The organism is Amycolatopsis sp. NPDC004378 (assembly GCF_053602455.1).
This window is the reverse complement of sequence record NZ_JBSGDR010000015.1, coordinates 83,151-100,420: the sequence shown is the minus strand read 5'-3', so window position 1 is coordinate 100,420 and position 17,270 is coordinate 83,151. Positions and strand designations below refer to the sequence as shown.

Here is a 17,270-nt window from a genome sequence, read left to right as displayed (position 1 = left end):
ACACTCAGACGCCGAGGTCGCCACCCAGGTAGGCGGCCCGCACCTTCGGGTCGTCGAGCAGGTCGGCGCCGCGGGCGGTCTGCACCACGCGGCCCGTCTCGAGCACGTACGCCCGGTCCGACAGCTTCAGCGCCTGCTGGGCGTTCTGCTCCACCAGCAGCACCGTCGTCCCGCGCTTGTTGATCTCGCGGATGATGTCGAAGATCTGCGCGATCAGCATCGGCGCCAGGCCCATCGAAGGCTCGTCGAGCAGCAGCACCTTCGGCTTGGTCATCAGCGCCCGGCCGATGGCGATCATCTGCTGCTCGCCACCGGACATGGTGCCGCCGAACTGGTTCTTCCGCTCCGCGAGCCGGGGGAACAGCTCGAAGACCTCGTCGAGGTCGGCCGTGAGGTCGTCCTTGCGGGTGTAGGCACCCATCAGGAGGTTCTCCTGCACCGTCATGCCCGGGAACACGCCCCGGCCTTCCGGCGCCTGGCCGATCCCGAGCAGCACGCGCTTGTGGCCCGGGGTCTTCGAGATGTCCTGGCCGTTGAACACGATCCGGCCGCTGGTGAGCGGCCGCAGCCCGGAGATCGTCTTGAGCGTCGTGGTCTTGCCGGCGCCGTTGGCCCCGATCAGGGAGACGATCTCACCCTGGTCGACCTGGAGGCTCATGCCCTTGAGGGCCGCGATCTTGCCGTAGTGGACGTTGATGTCCTCGACCTCAAGAAGCATCTTCGGACACCCCCAGGTAGGCCTGGATGACCTTCTCGTTGTTCTGCACCTCGTGCGGCAGCCCTTCTGCGATCTTCTGCCCGAAGTCGAGCACCGCCAGCCGGTCGCTGATGTGCATGACCAGGCCCATGTCGTGCTCGATGAGCAACACGGTGCGGCCGTCGTCCCGGATCTTGCGGATCAGCGCCTGCAGGGCGTTCTTCTCCGCCGGGTTCATGCCCGCGGCCGGCTCGTCGAGCAGCAGCAGCTTCGGGTCCGTGGCCAGCGCCCGCGCGATCTCCAGCCGGCGCTGGTCGCCGTAGGAGAGGTTCTTCGCGACGCTGTGCTCCACCCGGCCGATGCCGACGAAGTCGAGCAGCTCCCGGGCCCGTTCGCGGCCGTGCTTCTCTTCCTTGCGGTGCCAGGGCAGGCCCAGCGTCGCCCCGATCGCGCCCGTCTTGTGGTGCGCGTCGACGCCCACCATGACGTTCTCCAGCGCCGACATGTTGTGGAACAGCCGGATGTTCTGGAACGTCCGGGCGACGCCGCGCTTGGTGACCTTGAACCGCTTCATGCCGTCGATGCGGTCGCCGTCGAAGCGGACCTGGCCCTCGGTCGGGTGGTAGACGCCGGTGACGACGTTGAACACCGTCGTCTTGCCGGCGCCGTTCGGCCCGATCAGGGCGAAGATCTCGCCTTCGTTGATGGTGAGGTTGACCTCGCGCAACGCCGTGACACCGCCGAAGCGCATGGTCACGTTCTCGAACTCGAGCAGGGCGTTCACTTGGTCACCTCCGCCGAGGCCTCGGAGTCCGGGCCGGCGACTTCCGCGCCCATCGCGCCCATGCCGCCGGTTCCTTCCCGTAGTTCGGCCTTGCGCTGCCGCGACGGCAGCAGGCCCTCCGGCCGCAGCGCCATCATCAGCACCAGGACGGCCCCGAACACCAGCACGCGGTAGTCGTTGAACTGGCGGAACCGCTCCGGCAGCCAGGCGATCACGAACGCGCCGAGGATGACGCCGGGCAGGTTGCCCGAACCGCCCAGCACGACCGCGGCCAGGATGGTCGCGGACAGGATGAACGGGAAGTTGTTCGGCTCGATGAACACGGCCTTGCTGGCGTAGATCGTGCCGGCGAAGCCACCGATCATGGCGCCGATCGCGAAGGCGAGCAGCTTGAACTTGAACGTCGGCACGCCCATCAGCTCGGCCGCGTCCTCGTCCTCGCGGATCGCCGCCCACGCCCGGCCGACGCGGCTCTTGTTGAGCCGCACCGAAAAGACGATGACGAGCACGATCGCGAACAGCATCAGGTAGTAGTACGGCGCCGGGTCGAGGAAGAACTCGACCCCGAAGATCGGCTCCGGGTGCGGGACGTTCGTGATGCCGCGCGCGCCGCCGATGGCGTCGGTGTTGTTCGCGGTGATCCGGACGATCTCACCGAAGCCCAGGGTGACGATGGCCAGGTAGTCGCCCCGTAGCCGTAGTGTCGGCGCGCCGAGGATGACGCCCGACACCGATGCCAGGAAGATGCCGAGCACCACCGTGGGCCAGAACGACCAGCCGTAGCTCGTGCCGATCGACGCCCAGGTGTAGGCACCGATCGCGAAGAACGCCACGTACCCGAGGTCGAGCATGCCCGCGTGACCGACCACGATGTTGAGGCCGACGGCGAGCAGGATGTACGTGCCGACCGGGAAGATCAGCACCGTCGTCCAGTCCGAGTACGGGGACATGAACGAGCCGATCCACGGCGCGGGCAGGATCAGCGCGAAGGCGATCAGCAGGATGTAGACGCCGTACCGCTGCCAGTGCGGCGCGTCGGCCCACCAGTCGCGCATCCCGTCGATGGGGTGGAAACCCTTGCGCGCCGGGGTTTCGTTGTTGTCAGCCACTCCGTCGCCTTTCATGCGCGTGCCCGTTGCAGGGATTCGCCGAGGATGCCGGTGGGCCGGAGCATGAGCACGAGGACGAGGACCACGAACGCGGTCACGTCCTTCCACTCGGAACCGAGGAAGATGGAGCTCCAGTTCTCGACCAGGCCCAGCACGATCCCGCCCAGCAGGGCGCCGCGCAGGTTGCCGATACCGCCGAGCACGGCGGCGGTGAACGCCTTGATGCCGAGCAGGAAGCCGATGCGGTAGTCGGTGTTCTCGTACTCCATGACGTACAGGGCCGCGGCGACGCCGGCCATCGCGCCACCGAGCAGGAACGTGATGCGCACGATGCGGTCGATGCTGACGCCCATGAGGACGGCGGCTTCGGGGTCCTGGGCGGTCGCCCGGATACCGCGGCCGATGCGCGTGCGGCTGACCAGCTGGTCGAGCACGACCATCACGACGACGGCGGCGATGATGACGAAGACGTGGTCGGTGCGCACGACGCCGTTGCCGATGCGGAACAGCTCCTCGTGCGGAACGAACCGCGGCGCGTTCTGCTGGACCTTGCCGGCCTTGTCCGACAGCGCGGGGATGATCGCGAGACCGAACAGCTCCTGCAGGAACAGCGAGGCGCCGATCGCGGAGATCAGGGCCGCGAGCCGGGTCGCGCCCTTCTTGCGCAGGGGCCGGTAGGCCAGCTGCTCCAGCACGATGGCCAAGCCGCCGGACGTGGCCGCCGAGGCCACCGCGATGAGCAGGAGGATGCCGATCATCCCGAACACGCCCACCGAGATCGGGGCGGTGCCGCCGGCGATGGCGATGAGGATGAACAGGGACGTCATCGTCCCGATCATGAAGATTTCGGAGTGCGCGAAGTTGATCAGCCTCAGCACGCCGTAGACCATCGTGTAGCCGAGGGCGATGAGGGCGTAGATGGAGCCGGCTACCAGGCCGCCGATGGTGCTGCCCAGAAACTGGCTCTGCAGATCTTGGAACATGACGTAGTTGCCTTACCTGACGGGGCGAGGATGGTCGCCACATTGGCGGGGAGCGGGGGTGCTGTGTCCGAGCACAGCGCCCCCGCTCCCGTTAGGTGTGTCTAGCTCCGTCAGCCGTTGATCTTGGCCTCGGTCGACGCGCCGAGGTTCTTGATGATCCCGCCGACGACCTGGTAGACGTAGATCGCGTTGGTCTGCGGCTCGCCGTTGTCCTTGAACTTGACCTGCTTCGACGCGCCCTTGAAGTCTTCCGTCTTCAGGAAGTCGTTGATCTTCTCGCCGGTGGTGTTGCCCGCCTTGACCGCGTTGATGATGGCGGTCGCCGCGTCGTAGCCCTCGGTCGCGTAGATCGCCGGGTCGACGTTGAACTTGGCCTTGTACTTGGTGGCGAACTCGTTGGTGGCACCCGCGTCGGGGATGTTGCACGGGCAGCCGATGACGGCGCCTTCGGCCGCCGCGGCACCCGCACCCGAGACCAGCTGCGGGTCGAGCGAGCCGTCACCGGTGGCGAAGACGGCCTTCACGCCGCCGTCGCGGAGCTGCTTGAGCAGCCGGCCGCCCTGGGCGTAGTAACCACCGAAGGTGATGACGTCCGGGTTGGCGGCCTTGACCTTCTGCACGGTCGACGAGTAGTCCGACGCGTCCTTGGCGAACTTGTCGCGCTCGGTCGTGATGCCCTTGTCCTTGAAGGTCTTCTCGAAGGCGTCCGCCAGGCCGACGCTGTATTCCTGGTCGTCCGAGATGACGTACGCGTTCTTCGGCGACTTCGCCGTGATGAGGAAGTTCGCGATGGCCGGGCCCTGGTCGTTGTCGTTCGCGACGACGCGGTGCCAGTACTTCCAGCCGTTCGAGGCCAGACCCGGGTTGGTCGCCGACGGCGACACGCTCGGGATCTTGCCCTGCTCGAGGACCCCGCCGACGGCCTTCGACTCACCGGAGAAGGCCGGGCCGATCAGCGCGGTGATCTTGTCCGTGCCGATCGCGGTCTGCACCAGCGAAGTGGCCTGCTCCGGCTTGCCCTGGCTGTCGTAGTTCTTCAGCTCGAGCTTCACCTTGGGGTTCGTGGCGTTGTACTCGTCGATGGCGAGCTTCGCGCCGTTGTTGGGCGGGATCACGATCCCGGAGTTCTCCCCGGTCAGGTCGCCCATGAACCCGATCTTCAGCGTGCTGCTGTCACCACTGCTGGACGAGCCGCCACCGGCGCAGCCCGCCAGAGCGAGCGACGACGCCGCTGCGAGGGCGAGAACCCGTCCAAAACGCACTCCTGACACCGACTACCTCCCATGACCAACCAGCCGCCGGTAGGCGTCGCCCCCGACACAGGGGCTAGGTTAGGGCAGGAAGATATCCCTCTCGCCCGTCTTGTGCACAGGCGGCCTCACTACTCTGTGTCCACATCGTGACGATCGCAACCGACGCGAATTGCACGAAAAGGCGAACGATGTTTCCTCTCGGCCCGCCGCTGGTCACGCAGCGATGCTAAGTATCGGCGTGTGTTATGCGAATGGGTGACAGCTGTGTTTCCGCAGTATGTCATCGCCCATTTCGGCTGCCGGTGCGTGGCCGGTTTCCCGCAGATCCGCTGTTCACCCTGGCGGGGTGCGGAAGGGGCGGGCACCGCCGTAGGGATGCACCTTACGTCCGGTTCGGGCGGCCGAACGGACCAGCCCCCGTGAAGCAGGTCTGCCCGAACGGCCGCCTCTTCGCGAACGGCTGTCACAACCACCGGTTGTCGTCGGCGCCGGAACGGCTGTTGGACCCCGCGCCGGTCCCGGCGGTTCGCTGGAGGCAGCCGAGAGACACAGGGAGAGACGGATGCGTGAAGCAGTCGAGGGCGTGGCGGCGGGCGTGCCGTTCGTGGCGTTGCCGCCGGCCGGCCGGGACGAGCCGGCGGCGCTGGTGGCGGGCTGGCACCTGATGGAGGTGCCGGCGAGCGAGCAGGCCTTCGCCGAAGCGGTGCCGATGGCCGGGCTGCCGGCGTGGCGGGTGTACTTCGGCCTGCCGCTGACCGGGGCCCGGCTGCCCGAAGGCGGTCCGGCGGAGCTGTTCCGGCTGGCGAGCGAGGACGCGGTGCTCAACGTCTTCGAGCCGGTCACCGAGCAGGCGGTGGCGGAGTTCCCCGCCGCGCTGGCCGAGCTGCGGGAGCGGCTCCCCGGCGCGGACGGCGCGCTCGGCGTCTTCGGCGGCTCGGCGGGCTCGCTGGTGGCCCTGGAGGTGCTCGCCCGCGGAGATGTCGAGGTCGAGGCCGCGGCCGTGGTCAGCCCGGTCGCGCAGCTGGCGCCGGTGATCGGCCGCAACGAGCGGCTCTTCGGGGTCACCTACCCGTGGACCCCGCGGTCCCGGGAGGTCGCCGGGCACTACGACTTCGTGCGCCGGGCCGGGGAGCTGACCACACCGCTGCTGCTGGTCACCGGGGCGGACGACGACGTCGCCGTGCGCGAGCCGGCGGCGGCGTTGCGCGAAAAGCTGGGGACCGAGCTGGTGACGGTCGACGGGATGGCGCACGAGTTCGCGCCGGGGACGCCGGAGGCGAAGCACGTCGACGCCGCGTTCACCGAGTGGTTCGCGCGGCGGCTGCGAGGCTGAGGTCGTCTTCGGGCAGCCAGGCGTGCTCGGGGTCGTAGGCGCACCAGTCCTCTTCGCGGCTGGTGCGCCCGGCCAGGGCCAGGAGCCGCCGCAGCGCCGGGTGCGCCTTGCCGCGGCGCCAGACCAGCGACCACGGGAACAACGGCGCCGGCTCGAACGGCAGCACCTTCAGCGCGAGGTCCGGCGCAAGCTCCATGTCGGCGCCGGCGAGTGTGACGCGCCGCTTGCCGTACCGCGTCTGCTCCAGGGTGTGCCGCAGGTCGTAGCTGACGCCCGAGTCGTCGATCCGCACGCCGAAGCGGTCGCACAGGGCCCGCAGGTAGGACAGCCACTCGGCGGCACCGCCGGACCCGGGCAGCCAGATGCCCTCGGCACGCAGCTCGTCGAGCCGGAGCACCTCCTGCTGGGCCAGGGGGTGCTCCGGGGCCAGCAGGGCGACCAACGGCTCCAGCCGGACGACCCGGTGCTCCAGCTCGTCCGGCAGCGGCCCGCCGAAGCCGGTGACGCGGCCGATGGCGACGTCGAGCTGCCCGGCCAGCAGCGGCTCGACGGCGTGCGCGAACCCGCCGCCGGCAACCCGGTCGATCCGCAGCGCGGGCTCCCGCTCGGCGAGCCGGCGCAGCAGGAACATGGGGGAGAGCCGGAAGTCGACGACGTCGAGGCGCAGCGGCCGGTCGTCCGCGCCCATGGCGGCCACCGCCGCGTCGGCCACCCGCACCAGCTCGCGCGCGTGCGGGAGGAAGCGTTCGCCGTCGGCGGTGAGCTCCACCGAGCGGTTGGTGCGCAGGAACAACGGCGTCGCGAGCGAGTCCTCGAGCTTCCGGATCCGCTTCGACAACGCCTGCTGGGTGAGGAACAGCGCCTGGGCGGCCCGCCCGAAGTGGCGCTGTTCGGCGGTCACGACGAACGCCCGCACCTGGGCGAGGTCGAGGTCCACCGGCTCAGGCGCCCGGCGGGCGGTCCCGGACGACGCAGGTGAGGCGCGCGGTGCAGGTGCGCCGGCCTTCGTCGTCGGTCAGCACGATCTCCACGGTGATCGTGCCGCGGCCGACGTGCAGCGGCGTCGCGACGCCGGTGACCTTGCCTTCGCGGACGGCCCGGTGGTGGGTGCAGGACAGCTCGAGTCCCATCGCCGCGCGGCCGGGGCCGGCGTTCAGCGCGGCGACCGTCGAGCCCAGCGCCTCGGCGAGCACGGCGTTGGCGCCGCCGTGCAGCAGGCCGTACGGCTGCAGGTTGCCCTCGACCGGGATCGTGCCAATCACGCGTTCGGCGGTGGCCTCGATCAGCTGCATCCCGACCTTGTCGTTCAGCTGCTGGTCCGCGGCCGCCGGGTCGATGCCGGACAGCCGGTCCACGTCGATGGGGGCGGCACCTTCGGTCACGCAACGCTCCTCTTCCTATGCGACACGTAAGAGTGTCGGACCCTCAGCCTAGACTCGGCCCCGTGAGCCCGAGTGAGAAGACGACCGTTGCCAACGCCACAGGAACCACCGCCACCGCGGAGCGGCCGAAGCTGCTGCTGATCGACGGCCATTCGATGGCCTACCGCGCGTTCTTCGCGCTGCCCGCGGAGAACTTCAAGACGAAGACCGGGCAGGTCACGAACGCCGTCTTCGGGTTCACCTCGATGCTCATCAACCTGCTGCGCGACGAAGCGCCGACCCACCTGGCGGTGGCGTTCGACCTCTCACGCAAGACGTTCCGCTCGGAGACGTACGCCGACTACAAGGCGAACCGCAGCACGACGCCGGACGAGTTCCGCGGCCAGGTGGACCTGGTCCGGGAGGTCCTCGACGTGCTCGGCATCCCGTCCCTGACGAAGGAGAACTTCGAAGCCGACGACATCATCGCCACGCTCACGACCCAGGCGACGGCCGACGGCTTCGACGTCCTCATCTGTACAGGCGACCGCGACGCGCTGCAGCTGGTCACCGACCACGTCACCGTGCTCTACCCGAAGCGCGGCGTCTCGGAGATGACCCGGTTCACGCCGGACGCCGTCGAGGAGAAGTACGGGCTCACCCCGCGGCAGTACCCGGACTTCGCGGCGCTGCGGGGCGACCCGTCGGACAACCTGCCGAGCATCCCGGGCGTCGGCGAGAAGACCGCGGCCAAGTGGATCAAGCAGTTCGGCTCGCTCGGCGACCTGATCGACCGGGTCGACGAGGTCAAGGGCAAGGTCGGCGACGCGCTGCGGGCGCACCTGAGCTCGGTCCAGCTGAACCGCCAGCTCACCGAGCTGATCCGGGACGTCGAGCTGGACGTCACGCCGTCGGGACTGGAGCTGCGCCCGTGGGACCGCGAGGCGGTGCACGCGCTGTTCGACGAGCTGGAGTTCCGCGTCCTGCGGGACCGGCTGTTCCAGACCCTGCAGAGCGCCGAGCCGGAGGCCGACGAAGGCTTCGAGGTCTCGGGCTCCGCGCTCGCGCCCGGCGCGCTCGCCGCGTGGCTCGAGGCGCACGCGAGCAAGGGCGAGCCGGTGGCGCTGGCCTTCCGCACCACGGGCACGTCGGTCCGGTCCGACCTGCGCGCGGTCGCCTTCGCGGCGGCGGACGGCGAAGGCGCGTACGTCGACGTGACGGCGATGGACCAGGCCGACGACGCGGCGCTCGCGGGCTGGTTCGCCGACCCGAAGATCCGCAAGACCGGGCACGACCTCAAGGTCCCGCTGCACGCGATCCGCGCCCGCGGCTGGACCCTGGCCGGGCTGGCCATGGACACCGCGCTGGCGGCGTACCTCGTGCGGCCCGGGCAGCGCACGTTCGAGCTGGACGACCTCGCGCTGCGCTACCTCCACCGCGAGCTGCGCTCGGAGACCGACGGCGGCGACGGCCAGCTGTCCCTGCTCGACGGCGGTGCCGAAGGCCTGGAGCAGAAGGAGATCGACGAAGAGCTGGTCAAGGCCCGCGCGATCTTCGAGCTCGCCGGCGCGCTCGACAAGGAGCTCGAGCAGATCGGCGGCGCGAAGCTGCTCGCCGAGCTGGAGCTGCCGCTGCTGGAGGTGATCACGGAGCTGGAGATCGCCGGCGTCGCCGTCGACCTGGAGCAGCTGACCACCCTCGAAGCGCACTACCTCTCGCGTGTCACGCAGGCGGCCGAAGAGGCGTACGCGGTGATCGGCAAGCAGATCAACCTCGGTTCGCCGAAGCAGCTACAGGTCGTGCTGTTCGACGAGCTCGGCATGCCGAAGACCAAGCGCACCAAGACCGGCTACACCACCGACGCCGAGGCGCTGCAGGGCCTGTTCGAGAAGACCGAACACCCGTTCCTGCAGCACATGCTGGAGCACCGGGACGCGACGAAGCTGCGCACCACCGTCGAAGGCCTGATCAAGGCCGTCGCCGACGACGGCCGCATCCACACCACGCTGCTGCAGACCATCGCGGCCACCGGGCGGCTGTCGTCGACCGAGCCGAACCTGCAGAACATCCCGGTCCGCACCGAAGAAGGCCGTCGCATCCGCGACGCGTTCGTGGTCGGCCAGGGTTACTCCGAGCTGATGACCGCGGACTACAGCCAGATCGAGATGCGGATCATGGCGCACCTCTCGAAGGACGAGGGCCTCATCGAGGCGTTCAACTCCGGCGAGGACCTGCACACGTTCGTCGCGTCGCGGGCGTTCTCGCTGCCGCCGGAGGAGATCACGCCGGAGCTGCGCTACCGCGTCAAGGCGATGTCGTACGGCCTCGCGTACGGGCTGTCGGCGTACGGCCTTTCGCAGCAGCTGCGGATTTCCACCGAGGACGCCAAAGAACAGATGGAGGCGTACTTCGCCCGCTTCGGCGGCGTGCGCGACTACCTCCACTCGGTGGTCGGCGAAGCGGCGAAGTGCGGCTACACGGAGACGATCTTCGGGCGCCGCCGGTACCTGCCGGACCTCAACAGCGACAACCGCCAGCGCCGCGAGATGGCCGAGCGGATGGCGCTCAACGCCCCGATCCAGGGCAGCGCGGCCGACATCATCAAGGTCGCGATGCTGAACGTCCACCGCGCGCTGGTGGCGGCGAAGCTGAAGAGCCGGATCCTGCTGCAGGTGCACGACGAGCTCGTGCTCGAGGTCGCCGAGGGGGAGCGGGCGGAGCTCGAGAAGCTCGTGCGCGAAGGCATGGGGTCGGCCTACGACCTCGCGGTGCCGCTCGAGGTTTCGGTCGGCTACGGCCGGTCGTGGAACGAAGCGGCGCACTGAGTTCACACAGCGCCACGACCCGCATCACCGGGTCGTGGCGCTGTTCTACTCGGGCGGACGTCGTCGGGTGCCGGTCATCGGGACCACGCTGTCTGCCATGGCCAGTGACTTCCAGCGACGCAAGATCTCCGGTGTGTTCGGCGCGATGGACGCCGACGACGACGGCTACCTGACCGAGTCCGACTTCCGGGCCCTCACGGCTCGCTGGCTGGGACTCCGCGGCACCGACACCCGTACTCCCGAGGGGGAGCGGCTCGCCGCGATCATGATGGGGTGGTGGGCAACGCTGCGCGACGCGTCCGATCGCGACCGTGACGGCAAGGTCACCCTCGACGAAGTCCTGAGCGTCGTCGACGAGCTCCCGAAGATGCCCGGCGCCGTCACCGGGACCGCGGACGCGATGTTCGAGGCCGTGGACGAAAACCGCGACGGCGCCATCTCCGCCGACGAGTACCGGCGCATGATCGAGGCCTGGAGCGGCGTCGGCACGCCGACCGACGAAGTCTTCGCCCTGCTCGACCTCGACGGCGACGGCCGGCTGTCGCGGGACGAGTTTTCCCGGCACTGGTACGAGTTCTGGGCCGGGGACAACCCCGCCGCCGTCGGCAGCTGGGTTTTCGGACGCGTCTGACAGAAATACTCACCTCCGCACAACACGGTTCGGCGTTCCTACCAACGGAGGACTCCGTTCGGGTGAGCCATTACCGCTGGGTAGGGAGGTCGGCGCCCACCCGGCGGCGATCACGGCGTAGGGTCCGCCGAATGGGGTTCGAGCGTGAGCGACGACGCTGGCGGGTCCGGTTGCACGACGAACTCGGCCGGGTCTGCGGTGCGGGCACGGTTCTGGACGAATACCACGTCCTGACGAGCGCGCACGTCGTCGAAACCGCCGGGGGGCAGAAGTCCGCGTTGAGCGTCGACTTCGTCGGCCTGGCCGAAGCGTTGCCCGGCACGGCCGCGGTCGTCGAAGGCTGCTGGGTGCCCTCCGACGGCGGCGGCCGCGGCGACCTCGCCGTGGTGCGGCTCGAACGTCCCGAGTCCCGCGTCTTCCGCGCCCCGCTGCACCGGATGCCCCTCGGCGAGCACCAGCTCGTGCGCGCCTTCGGGTTCCCGCCGGGCTCGGTCGGCCGCTGGACCCACGCCCGGCTCGGCGGCCCGGAACACCCCGGCGGCCCCGGCGGCGAGTGGGTCCGCCTGTTCCGCACGACCGAAGCCGAACCACTCGGCCCCGGCTTCGGCGGCACGGCCGTGCTCGACGAAGCGACGGGGCACGTCGTCGGGATCGTGGTCGGCAAGGACTCCGGAACCTGGATGATCCCGGTCGAGACCATGCTCGGGCATCTGCCCCAGCTGAGCATCTGGACCTCGGGCAGCCCGGCCGTCGACGCCAGCTTTTCCCGCCCGGTCGGCGAAGCCGTGGACGTCTCGTTCGTGCAGCGCGTCGCGGACTGGTTCGCCAAGGCCGAGCCCGGCACGGTCTGGGTCGTCGACACCGGGGAGGCCGGGTCGCCGATCGCCGCGGCGCTGCGGTTCGGGATCGTCCTCGCCGACCGCGAACGCTCGCTCGGCGTGGCCGGCCTGCCACCGGCCCTCGGCGAGACGCCGCCCGCGGGCAGCGTCGACTTGGCCGTCGACGCGACCGGCCGCACCGCCGACGCCGTCCGCCACCGCATCGCCGAGCGGCTCACGACCGGCGTCGCGGGCCGCACCCTGGTCGTCGACGCGATCGACGACTCCGCCGAACCCGACCGGCTCGTCGGCGAGGTGCTCGCCCCGCTGGCCGGCCGCGCGGCCGAGCTCGGCATCCGCCTGCTGCTCGGGTTCCGCGAGGAGTCTTCGCCCGGCGTCGCGGCGGTGCGCGCGAGCACGGTCGGCGCCCGCCCGGCACCGGACGACCTCGCCGGCCGGCTGGACGTGCTGACCCAGTCGGTGGAGGAGCTGGCCGAGATCGAGGCGTACCAGCTGCGCGTGGCGACGCGCTTCACGGGCGTCGCGATGCTGCCGGCCCGGGCCCAGCGGCTGCGCGGAGCCCTGAAGCAGCTGCGTTCGGCCGAAGTGGACGGCGACGCGGAATGGGTCGAGCGCCACATCGACAGCCACGAGCACGCGGTGGCGCCGGCGGTCGAGGACGGCCGCCGCCAGCGAGCGGTCCTGGACGGTTTCGTGGCCCGCCGCGAGGAGCTGCGCGCCCGCCTGGCGGCCGACCACGAACTGGCCCGCGAGCACGGCCTGTCCGGCGACCCGGAGCTGGAGCAGGCGTACGTCCCGGCAAAACGTCTGCTGATCGACGGCCCCTGCGAGCTGACCGCGGCAGCCACGGCGGTGGACACCTACGCGGCCGCGGTCCGGGCCCGCATCGAAGACCGCGCCTGACCGCTTCCGGTCCGGAACTGTCGGTGCCGGGCGGTAGTGTGGAAAACGGGGGCGCCCCCGCGGGCGGTCTGCGGGTTGAGCGGCGTTTCGCCGGGTGCATGCGCGAGTTGGTCCGCCCGCTGAGCGGCAGTATCCCGTTGGTCGGCGGCAGGTTCAGATGGCGCCGAAGCCTTTCGCGCCCAGAGCTGAGCGCAGCCGCGAGCCGAGCCGCGGGCAGCCGTGGTGCGGTTGGCTGCCGAGCCGAGGGCAGCCGCAGCGCGGTTGGCAGCCGAAGCCGCGAGCCGAGCCGTGGGTCAGTGGCGCCCGAGGCCGCGGATCAGCACCATCACCGCTTCCCGCACTTCACTCCGCGTCCGCTGGGGCCCGAACACCTGCCAGTCCAGCGCCACCACCAGCATCGTGCCGAACAACCCCGCCGCCGCCGTCGGGATCTGGACGCCCTCCGGCAACCGGCCCGCCGACTCCAGCCGGGACAACTGCTGCTTCACGATCGAGATGATCTCCTCGCGCAGCAGGGAAAGCGTGTCGTGCCACTGGCCCGGCGTGCGCCACAGCTCGCTCACCAGGATCTGCGAAAACCCCGGGTACGCGGCGATGAACTCCAGCGTCGTGTCGACCTGGGCCTCGATCACGTCCAGCGGGTCCGCGTCCGAAACCGCCTCGCGCAGCCGGCGGGCGAGCATGTCCACCCCGTACCGCAGCAGCCCGTCGACCAGGCCGTCCTTGGACCCGAAGTTGTAGTAGACCGTGCCCTTCGCGACACCCGCCTCGGCGGCGATGTCGTCGACCGTCAGGCCCACCAGGCCCCGGCTCTTCGAGAGCCGGAGCGTGGCCTCGAAGAGCTTCTGCTTGGTCCCGCCGCTCACAGGCTCAGCTCGGGTTTGAGCGCCGACACCGTCCAAACGCGACGCTTCCGCGCGGCCAGCGTCGACACCAGGATCCCGCCCACCAGGTACGCCAGCAGCACGCCGATGTCGCCGAGCAGGTTCACCGTCGCCCCGCTGTAGAACAGGTGGCGGAAGCCGTCGATCGCGTAGCCCATCGGCAGCACCACGTGCAGCGGGTACAGCGCGTCCGGGATGGTCTGCCACGGGAACGTGCCGCCCGCGCTGACCAGTTGCAGCACCAGCAGCACCAGCCCGAGGAACTTCCCGATCGCGCCGAAGAACGCGTTCAGCGCGTGCACCACCGACGTGAAGGTCAGCGAAACCAGCACGGCGAACCCGATCGCGCCGAGCGGGTGCGCGATGTGGATACCGACCAGCCACGTCACCGCTCCGAACAGGACGATCACCTGCGCGATCCCGAGCAGCGCCGAAGACAGCCAGCCGCCGACCGCGACCCGGAACGGCGCCGCGCCCGCGGTCAGGGCGCGCGTCGAGAGCGGCCGCAGGATCAGGAACAGCACGAACGCGCCGATCCACGTCGCCAGCGAGATGAAGAACGGCGCGAGCCCGGCGCCGTACGTCCCCGCCGACGCCTCGCCGTTGGCGTTCACCGCCACCGGGTCCGCGATCGTGTTGGCCGTCGCGTTGCGGGTCGGGTCGTCCGGGTTCGGGATCTGCTGGAGACCGGCGGCCAGCCCGTCACGCAGCTTCACCGCGCCGTCCGCGAGCTGGTTCGTGCCCGTGACGGCCGTCTTCTCGCCGTCGTTGAGCTTCGAAGCGCCGTCACGCAGCTGGTTCGCGCCGTCGGACGCCTGCGCGATGCCGCTCGTCAGCTGCGGCGAGGCGGCGGCGAGCTTGGCCGCGCCGTCGGAGACCTGGCGGGCGCCGTCGGCCAGCTTCGCGAGGTCGCCGTTGGCCTGCTGGATCTTGCCGTTCGCCTGGTCGACCGGCGAGCGCAGCTGGTCGGCCTTGGCGAGGATCGCCTGGACCTCGTTCTCGGGCACACCCGCGTTGCGCAGGTCGGTCTGGAGCTGGCTGCGGTAGCCGTCGAGCTTGCCCTGGATGTCGGACGACGCCGTGGCCGCGAGCGAAGCCGCGTCGGCGACCTTCTGGTCCCCGGCAGCCACCTGGGACGCGCCGCTGGCCAGCTGCTGCGTCTGCGAGGGCAGGGAAGCGGTACTGCTCTTCAACGTGCCCAGCCCGGTCGCCAGCGTCGACGAGCCGTCCGCGAGCTTCGCGGCGCCGTCGGCGAGCTGCTGCTGGCCGGACTTCAGCTGCCCGGCTCCGTCGGCGAGCTGGGCCGCGCCGGTCGACGCCTCCTGGATCTTGCCGTAGATCGTGGAGAACCCGACCAGGAACCGGTCCGCGGCCTCGCTGCCGACCTTCTCCGCGATCGTCTTGCGGACCTGCTCGGCCACCTGCTTCGCGATGGTCCCCGACAGGTAGTTGTTGGCGTCGTTGGTGGTCAGCGTGATCGTCGCCTGCTGCGGCTGGAAGTTGCCGACCGACAGCAGCGCCTGCGAGAACCCGCTCGGGATGCCGATCGCGAAGGAGTACTTGTCGTCGCGGACGCCGTCGCGGGCTTCCTGCTCGGACACCTCGTGCCACTGGAAGGTGCCGGACTTGACCAGCTCGTCGGTCACTTCGCGGCCGACGTTGCGCTGCTGGCCGCTGGCGTCCTTCGCGCCGGCGTCGCTGGTGAAGACGGCGGCGGGCAGCTTGTCGAGCCGGCCGTACGGGTCGTAGTTCGCGTAGAGGTAGAAGGACGCGTAGAGCAGCGGCACCAGCACGAGCGCGACCAGCGCCAGCTTGGGCATCGTGCCGGTGGACAGGCGGCGCAGCTCGTTGCGCGCGATCCGGAGGGCGTTCATGCGGGGTCTCCGTCGGTGCTCGGGGAGAGCTCTTCGGTGGGTTCGGGGACGGGAGCGCAGTGCTGCGGCGCCGGCTGCTCGGTCTCGCCGATGCGCGCGGGCGGGAACGGCAGCGCCGACTCCGGGGTGGTGGCGGCCAGCACGACGACGGCGAAGCCGCGCTCGGCGTGCTCACGCGCCACGCCGGCCCAGGTTTCGACCCGGCTGGTGTGCCGGTCCGGCGTGTCGAGCACGAGGACGCGCACGCCCTCGCGAGCCGCGGCGAGCTCGGTGAGCAGCCGGGTGCGCAGCGCGGGCTCGAGGTTCTCGAAGCGGGTGTCCGCGTACGGCGCGGCGTCGTGCTCGGCCAGCCAGCGCGCGACGTCCTCCTTGTGCGCGGGCCGGTGCGCGAGCGCGAGCTCCTCGCCGACGACGACCCGCAGCTGGACGTTCTCGTCGGGATCGCTCACGCCGGGGGCGTCGACGACGGCCACGAGCTCGCTCGGCTTCGCGTCCGTGCCCTCGGCGTGCACCGTGCCGGTGCTGGGCTTGAGCCGCCCGGCCAGTGCGAGCCCGAAGGCCGTGACGCCGACGCCGGGTTCGCCGTGCACGATCGCCAGGTCGCCCTCGCCGACGATCAGCGAGGTGGGCGGTAACAAGGTGCCGTGGTGCCCTTCGAGGGACACGCGATCGGCTCGGACCTGCACGGTTACTCCAGCGTCGAGAACTTTTGAACTGACCGGTCAGTTCAAAAGTTAGCCCTCGCGGAGGTGCCCGGCAAGATCACCGGGCGCACGTCACACCCGTGGGTGACGCCGACCATCCCACTCCCGCGGCCACGCCGCCGCCCGGCCGCCCCGGGCGGGGGAGGGGATCCCGCTCAGCGGAGCGCCGCCGCGGGGCGGACCTCCCAGGTCGTCCACAGTGGACGGTAGCCCTGCCGGTGCCAGAACACCGACGCCAGCGGGTTGGTCGGGTTGTAGTAGAGGTAGGTGCGGGTGGCACCGCCCCGGTGCAGCTCCCGGTGCACCCGGGCCATCAGCCTCCGGCCGAGGCCGCCACCGCGGTGCCCCGGCGCGGTCACGACGTTGTTCACGTAGCCCCAGCGCCCTGCGGGCAGCAGCTCGCCCGCCTCGCTGCCGTGCGTCGCGTCGATCCACGCGCAGTGCGCGAGCGCGCGGATTTCGCCGTCTTCCTCGGCCAGCCAGACGGCCGGCTCGGGCTCGGCCAAGGCTTCCCGCAGCGAAGGGCCCAGCAGGTCGGCCGTGTTCACGCGGCGGGCGGCGGCGACCAGGCCGGTGTAGTCGAACGTCGCGGTGGCCAGGTCCAGTGCCGCGGCGAAGTCGTCCGGTCCGGCGCGGCGGATCCCGGCCCCGGCGTCCCCTCCGGGCGGGGGAGCGGTGCGCACGCCGAGCGCCCCCAGCGGGACCAGGCCGTGGTCGAGGAACGCGCGGACGGCTTCGGCGTCGCGGCTGGGCCAGACCACGACGCACGAAGAGTCGTCGCCGGTCTCCTCGTCGGCCAGGACGTCCTTCAGCCGCCGCAGCAGCAGGTCGATGCCCTCGGTGCCGGTGTCGCCGAAGTACGGGAACAGCTGCCGGACGTCGGCCGCCGACCAGAGCCTCGCGATGTCCCCGGGGTCCAGGCGGTGCCGCTGGAGAACGCCGGCGACCCGGGTGCCGTCCGCGGTCGCGGCGTCCAGCCGGTGGCCCTCGGCCGGGGGCGCGGCGGGCGGCAGCAGCGCGTCGACGGCCGCGAAGCGCGCCCGGTGGGCGGCCAGCAGCGGCTCGGCGATCTCCATGGGTCCCCCTGGTG

15 protein-coding genes are annotated in these 17,270 nt (G+C 70.7%); 4 read left to right on the top strand and 11 right to left on the bottom strand.

Annotation, left to right across the window (positions count from 1 at the left end):
• Window positions 1-4 precede the first annotated feature (4 nt).
• The 5 genes from ACWEN0_RS34300 to ACWEN0_RS34280 form a co-directional block, all read right to left on the bottom strand.
• Window positions 5-718: an ABC transporter ATP-binding protein gene (locus ACWEN0_RS34300; protein ID WP_451983209.1), complete on the bottom strand. Its 714-nt coding sequence runs from the start codon at window positions 716-718 to the stop codon at window positions 5-7.
• Complete coding sequence (locus ACWEN0_RS34295) at window positions 708-1,481, bottom strand: ABC transporter ATP-binding protein (protein WP_451983206.1); 774 nt, start codon at window positions 1,479-1,481, stop codon at window positions 708-710. The genes ACWEN0_RS34300 and ACWEN0_RS34295 overlap by 11 nt, the downstream gene beginning before the upstream one ends.
• A complete protein-coding gene (locus ACWEN0_RS34290) occupies window positions 1,478-2,605 on the bottom strand; it encodes a branched-chain amino acid ABC transporter permease (protein WP_451983203.1) in 1,128 nt (375 codons plus the stop codon). The genes ACWEN0_RS34295 and ACWEN0_RS34290 overlap by 4 nt, the downstream gene beginning before the upstream one ends.
• Window positions 2,602-3,573 carry a branched-chain amino acid ABC transporter permease gene (locus tag ACWEN0_RS34285; protein ID WP_451983200.1) on the bottom strand — a complete coding sequence of 324 codons (972 nt, stop codon included), beginning with the start codon at window positions 3,571-3,573 and terminating at the stop codon, window positions 2,602-2,604. Before ACWEN0_RS34285 ends, ACWEN0_RS34290 begins: the two co-directional genes overlap by 4 nt.
• A 110-nt stretch (window positions 3,574-3,683) precedes the next feature.
• Window positions 3,684-4,835: a branched-chain amino acid ABC transporter substrate-binding protein gene (locus ACWEN0_RS34280; RefSeq protein WP_451983197.1), complete on the bottom strand. Its 1,152-nt coding sequence runs from the start codon at window positions 4,833-4,835 to the stop codon at window positions 3,684-3,686.
• Window positions 4,836-5,388: 553 nt separating this feature from the next.
• Between ACWEN0_RS34280 and ACWEN0_RS34275 the strand changes: the two genes are divergently transcribed.
• Window positions 5,389-6,159, top strand: a complete 771-nt coding sequence (locus tag ACWEN0_RS34275; RefSeq protein ID WP_451983194.1) for an alpha/beta hydrolase family protein — start codon at window positions 5,389-5,391, stop codon at window positions 6,157-6,159.
• Here the strand turns inward: ACWEN0_RS34275 and ACWEN0_RS34270 are convergent.
• Window positions 6,125-7,096, bottom strand: coding sequence for a LysR family transcriptional regulator (locus ACWEN0_RS34270; RefSeq protein WP_451983191.1), 972 nt, complete (start codon window positions 7,094-7,096; stop codon window positions 6,125-6,127). The genes ACWEN0_RS34275 and ACWEN0_RS34270 overlap by 35 nt on opposite strands.
• Before the next feature lie 4 nt (window positions 7,097-7,100).
• Window positions 7,101-7,541, bottom strand: coding sequence for a hotdog fold thioesterase (locus tag ACWEN0_RS34265; protein ID WP_451983188.1), 441 nt, complete (start codon window positions 7,539-7,541; stop codon window positions 7,101-7,103).
• Window positions 7,542-7,603: 62 nt separating this feature from the next.
• On the opposite strand from ACWEN0_RS34265, the gene polA reads away from it, so the two are divergent.
• The 3 genes from polA (at window position 7,604) to ACWEN0_RS34250 (ending at window position 12,718) form a co-directional block, all read left to right on the top strand.
• Window positions 7,604-10,345, top strand: a complete 2,742-nt coding sequence (gene polA / locus ACWEN0_RS34260) for a DNA polymerase I (RefSeq protein ID WP_451983185.1) — start codon at window positions 7,604-7,606, stop codon at window positions 10,343-10,345.
• 97 nt (window positions 10,346-10,442) lie between these two features.
• Window positions 10,443-10,976: an EF-hand domain-containing protein gene (locus ACWEN0_RS34255; RefSeq protein ID WP_451983182.1), complete on the top strand. Its 534-nt coding sequence runs from the start codon at window positions 10,443-10,445 to the stop codon at window positions 10,974-10,976.
• Between the two features lie 131 nt (window positions 10,977-11,107).
• Window positions 11,108-12,718 carry a trypsin-like peptidase domain-containing protein gene (locus ACWEN0_RS34250; RefSeq protein ID WP_451983179.1) on the top strand — a complete coding sequence of 537 codons (1,611 nt, stop codon included), beginning with the start codon at window positions 11,108-11,110 and terminating at the stop codon, window positions 12,716-12,718.
• A 293-nt stretch (window positions 12,719-13,011) separates the two neighbouring features.
• Here the strand turns inward: ACWEN0_RS34250 and ACWEN0_RS34245 are convergent, their stop codons facing one another.
• From ACWEN0_RS34245 to ACWEN0_RS34230, 4 genes are all read right to left on the bottom strand, one after another.
• Window positions 13,012-13,584, bottom strand: a complete 573-nt coding sequence (locus ACWEN0_RS34245) for a TetR/AcrR family transcriptional regulator (RefSeq protein WP_451983176.1) — start codon at window positions 13,582-13,584, stop codon at window positions 13,012-13,014.
• Window positions 13,581-15,476, bottom strand: coding sequence for a YhgE/Pip family protein (locus ACWEN0_RS34240; RefSeq protein WP_451983172.1), 1,896 nt, complete (start codon window positions 15,474-15,476; stop codon window positions 13,581-13,583). The genes ACWEN0_RS34245 and ACWEN0_RS34240 overlap by 4 nt, the downstream gene beginning before the upstream one ends.
• Window positions 15,473-16,162 (bottom strand): ABC transporter ATP-binding protein, encoded by a 690-nt coding sequence (locus ACWEN0_RS34235; RefSeq protein WP_451983169.1) that lies wholly within the window; start codon window positions 16,160-16,162, stop codon window positions 15,473-15,475. Before ACWEN0_RS34235 ends, ACWEN0_RS34240 begins: the two co-directional genes overlap by 4 nt.
• Window positions 16,163-16,335: 173 nt before the next feature.
• Complete coding sequence (locus tag ACWEN0_RS34230) at window positions 16,336-17,256, bottom strand: GNAT family N-acetyltransferase (protein WP_451983166.1); 921 nt, start codon at window positions 17,254-17,256, stop codon at window positions 16,336-16,338.
• Window positions 17,257-17,270: the final 14 nt, after the last annotated feature.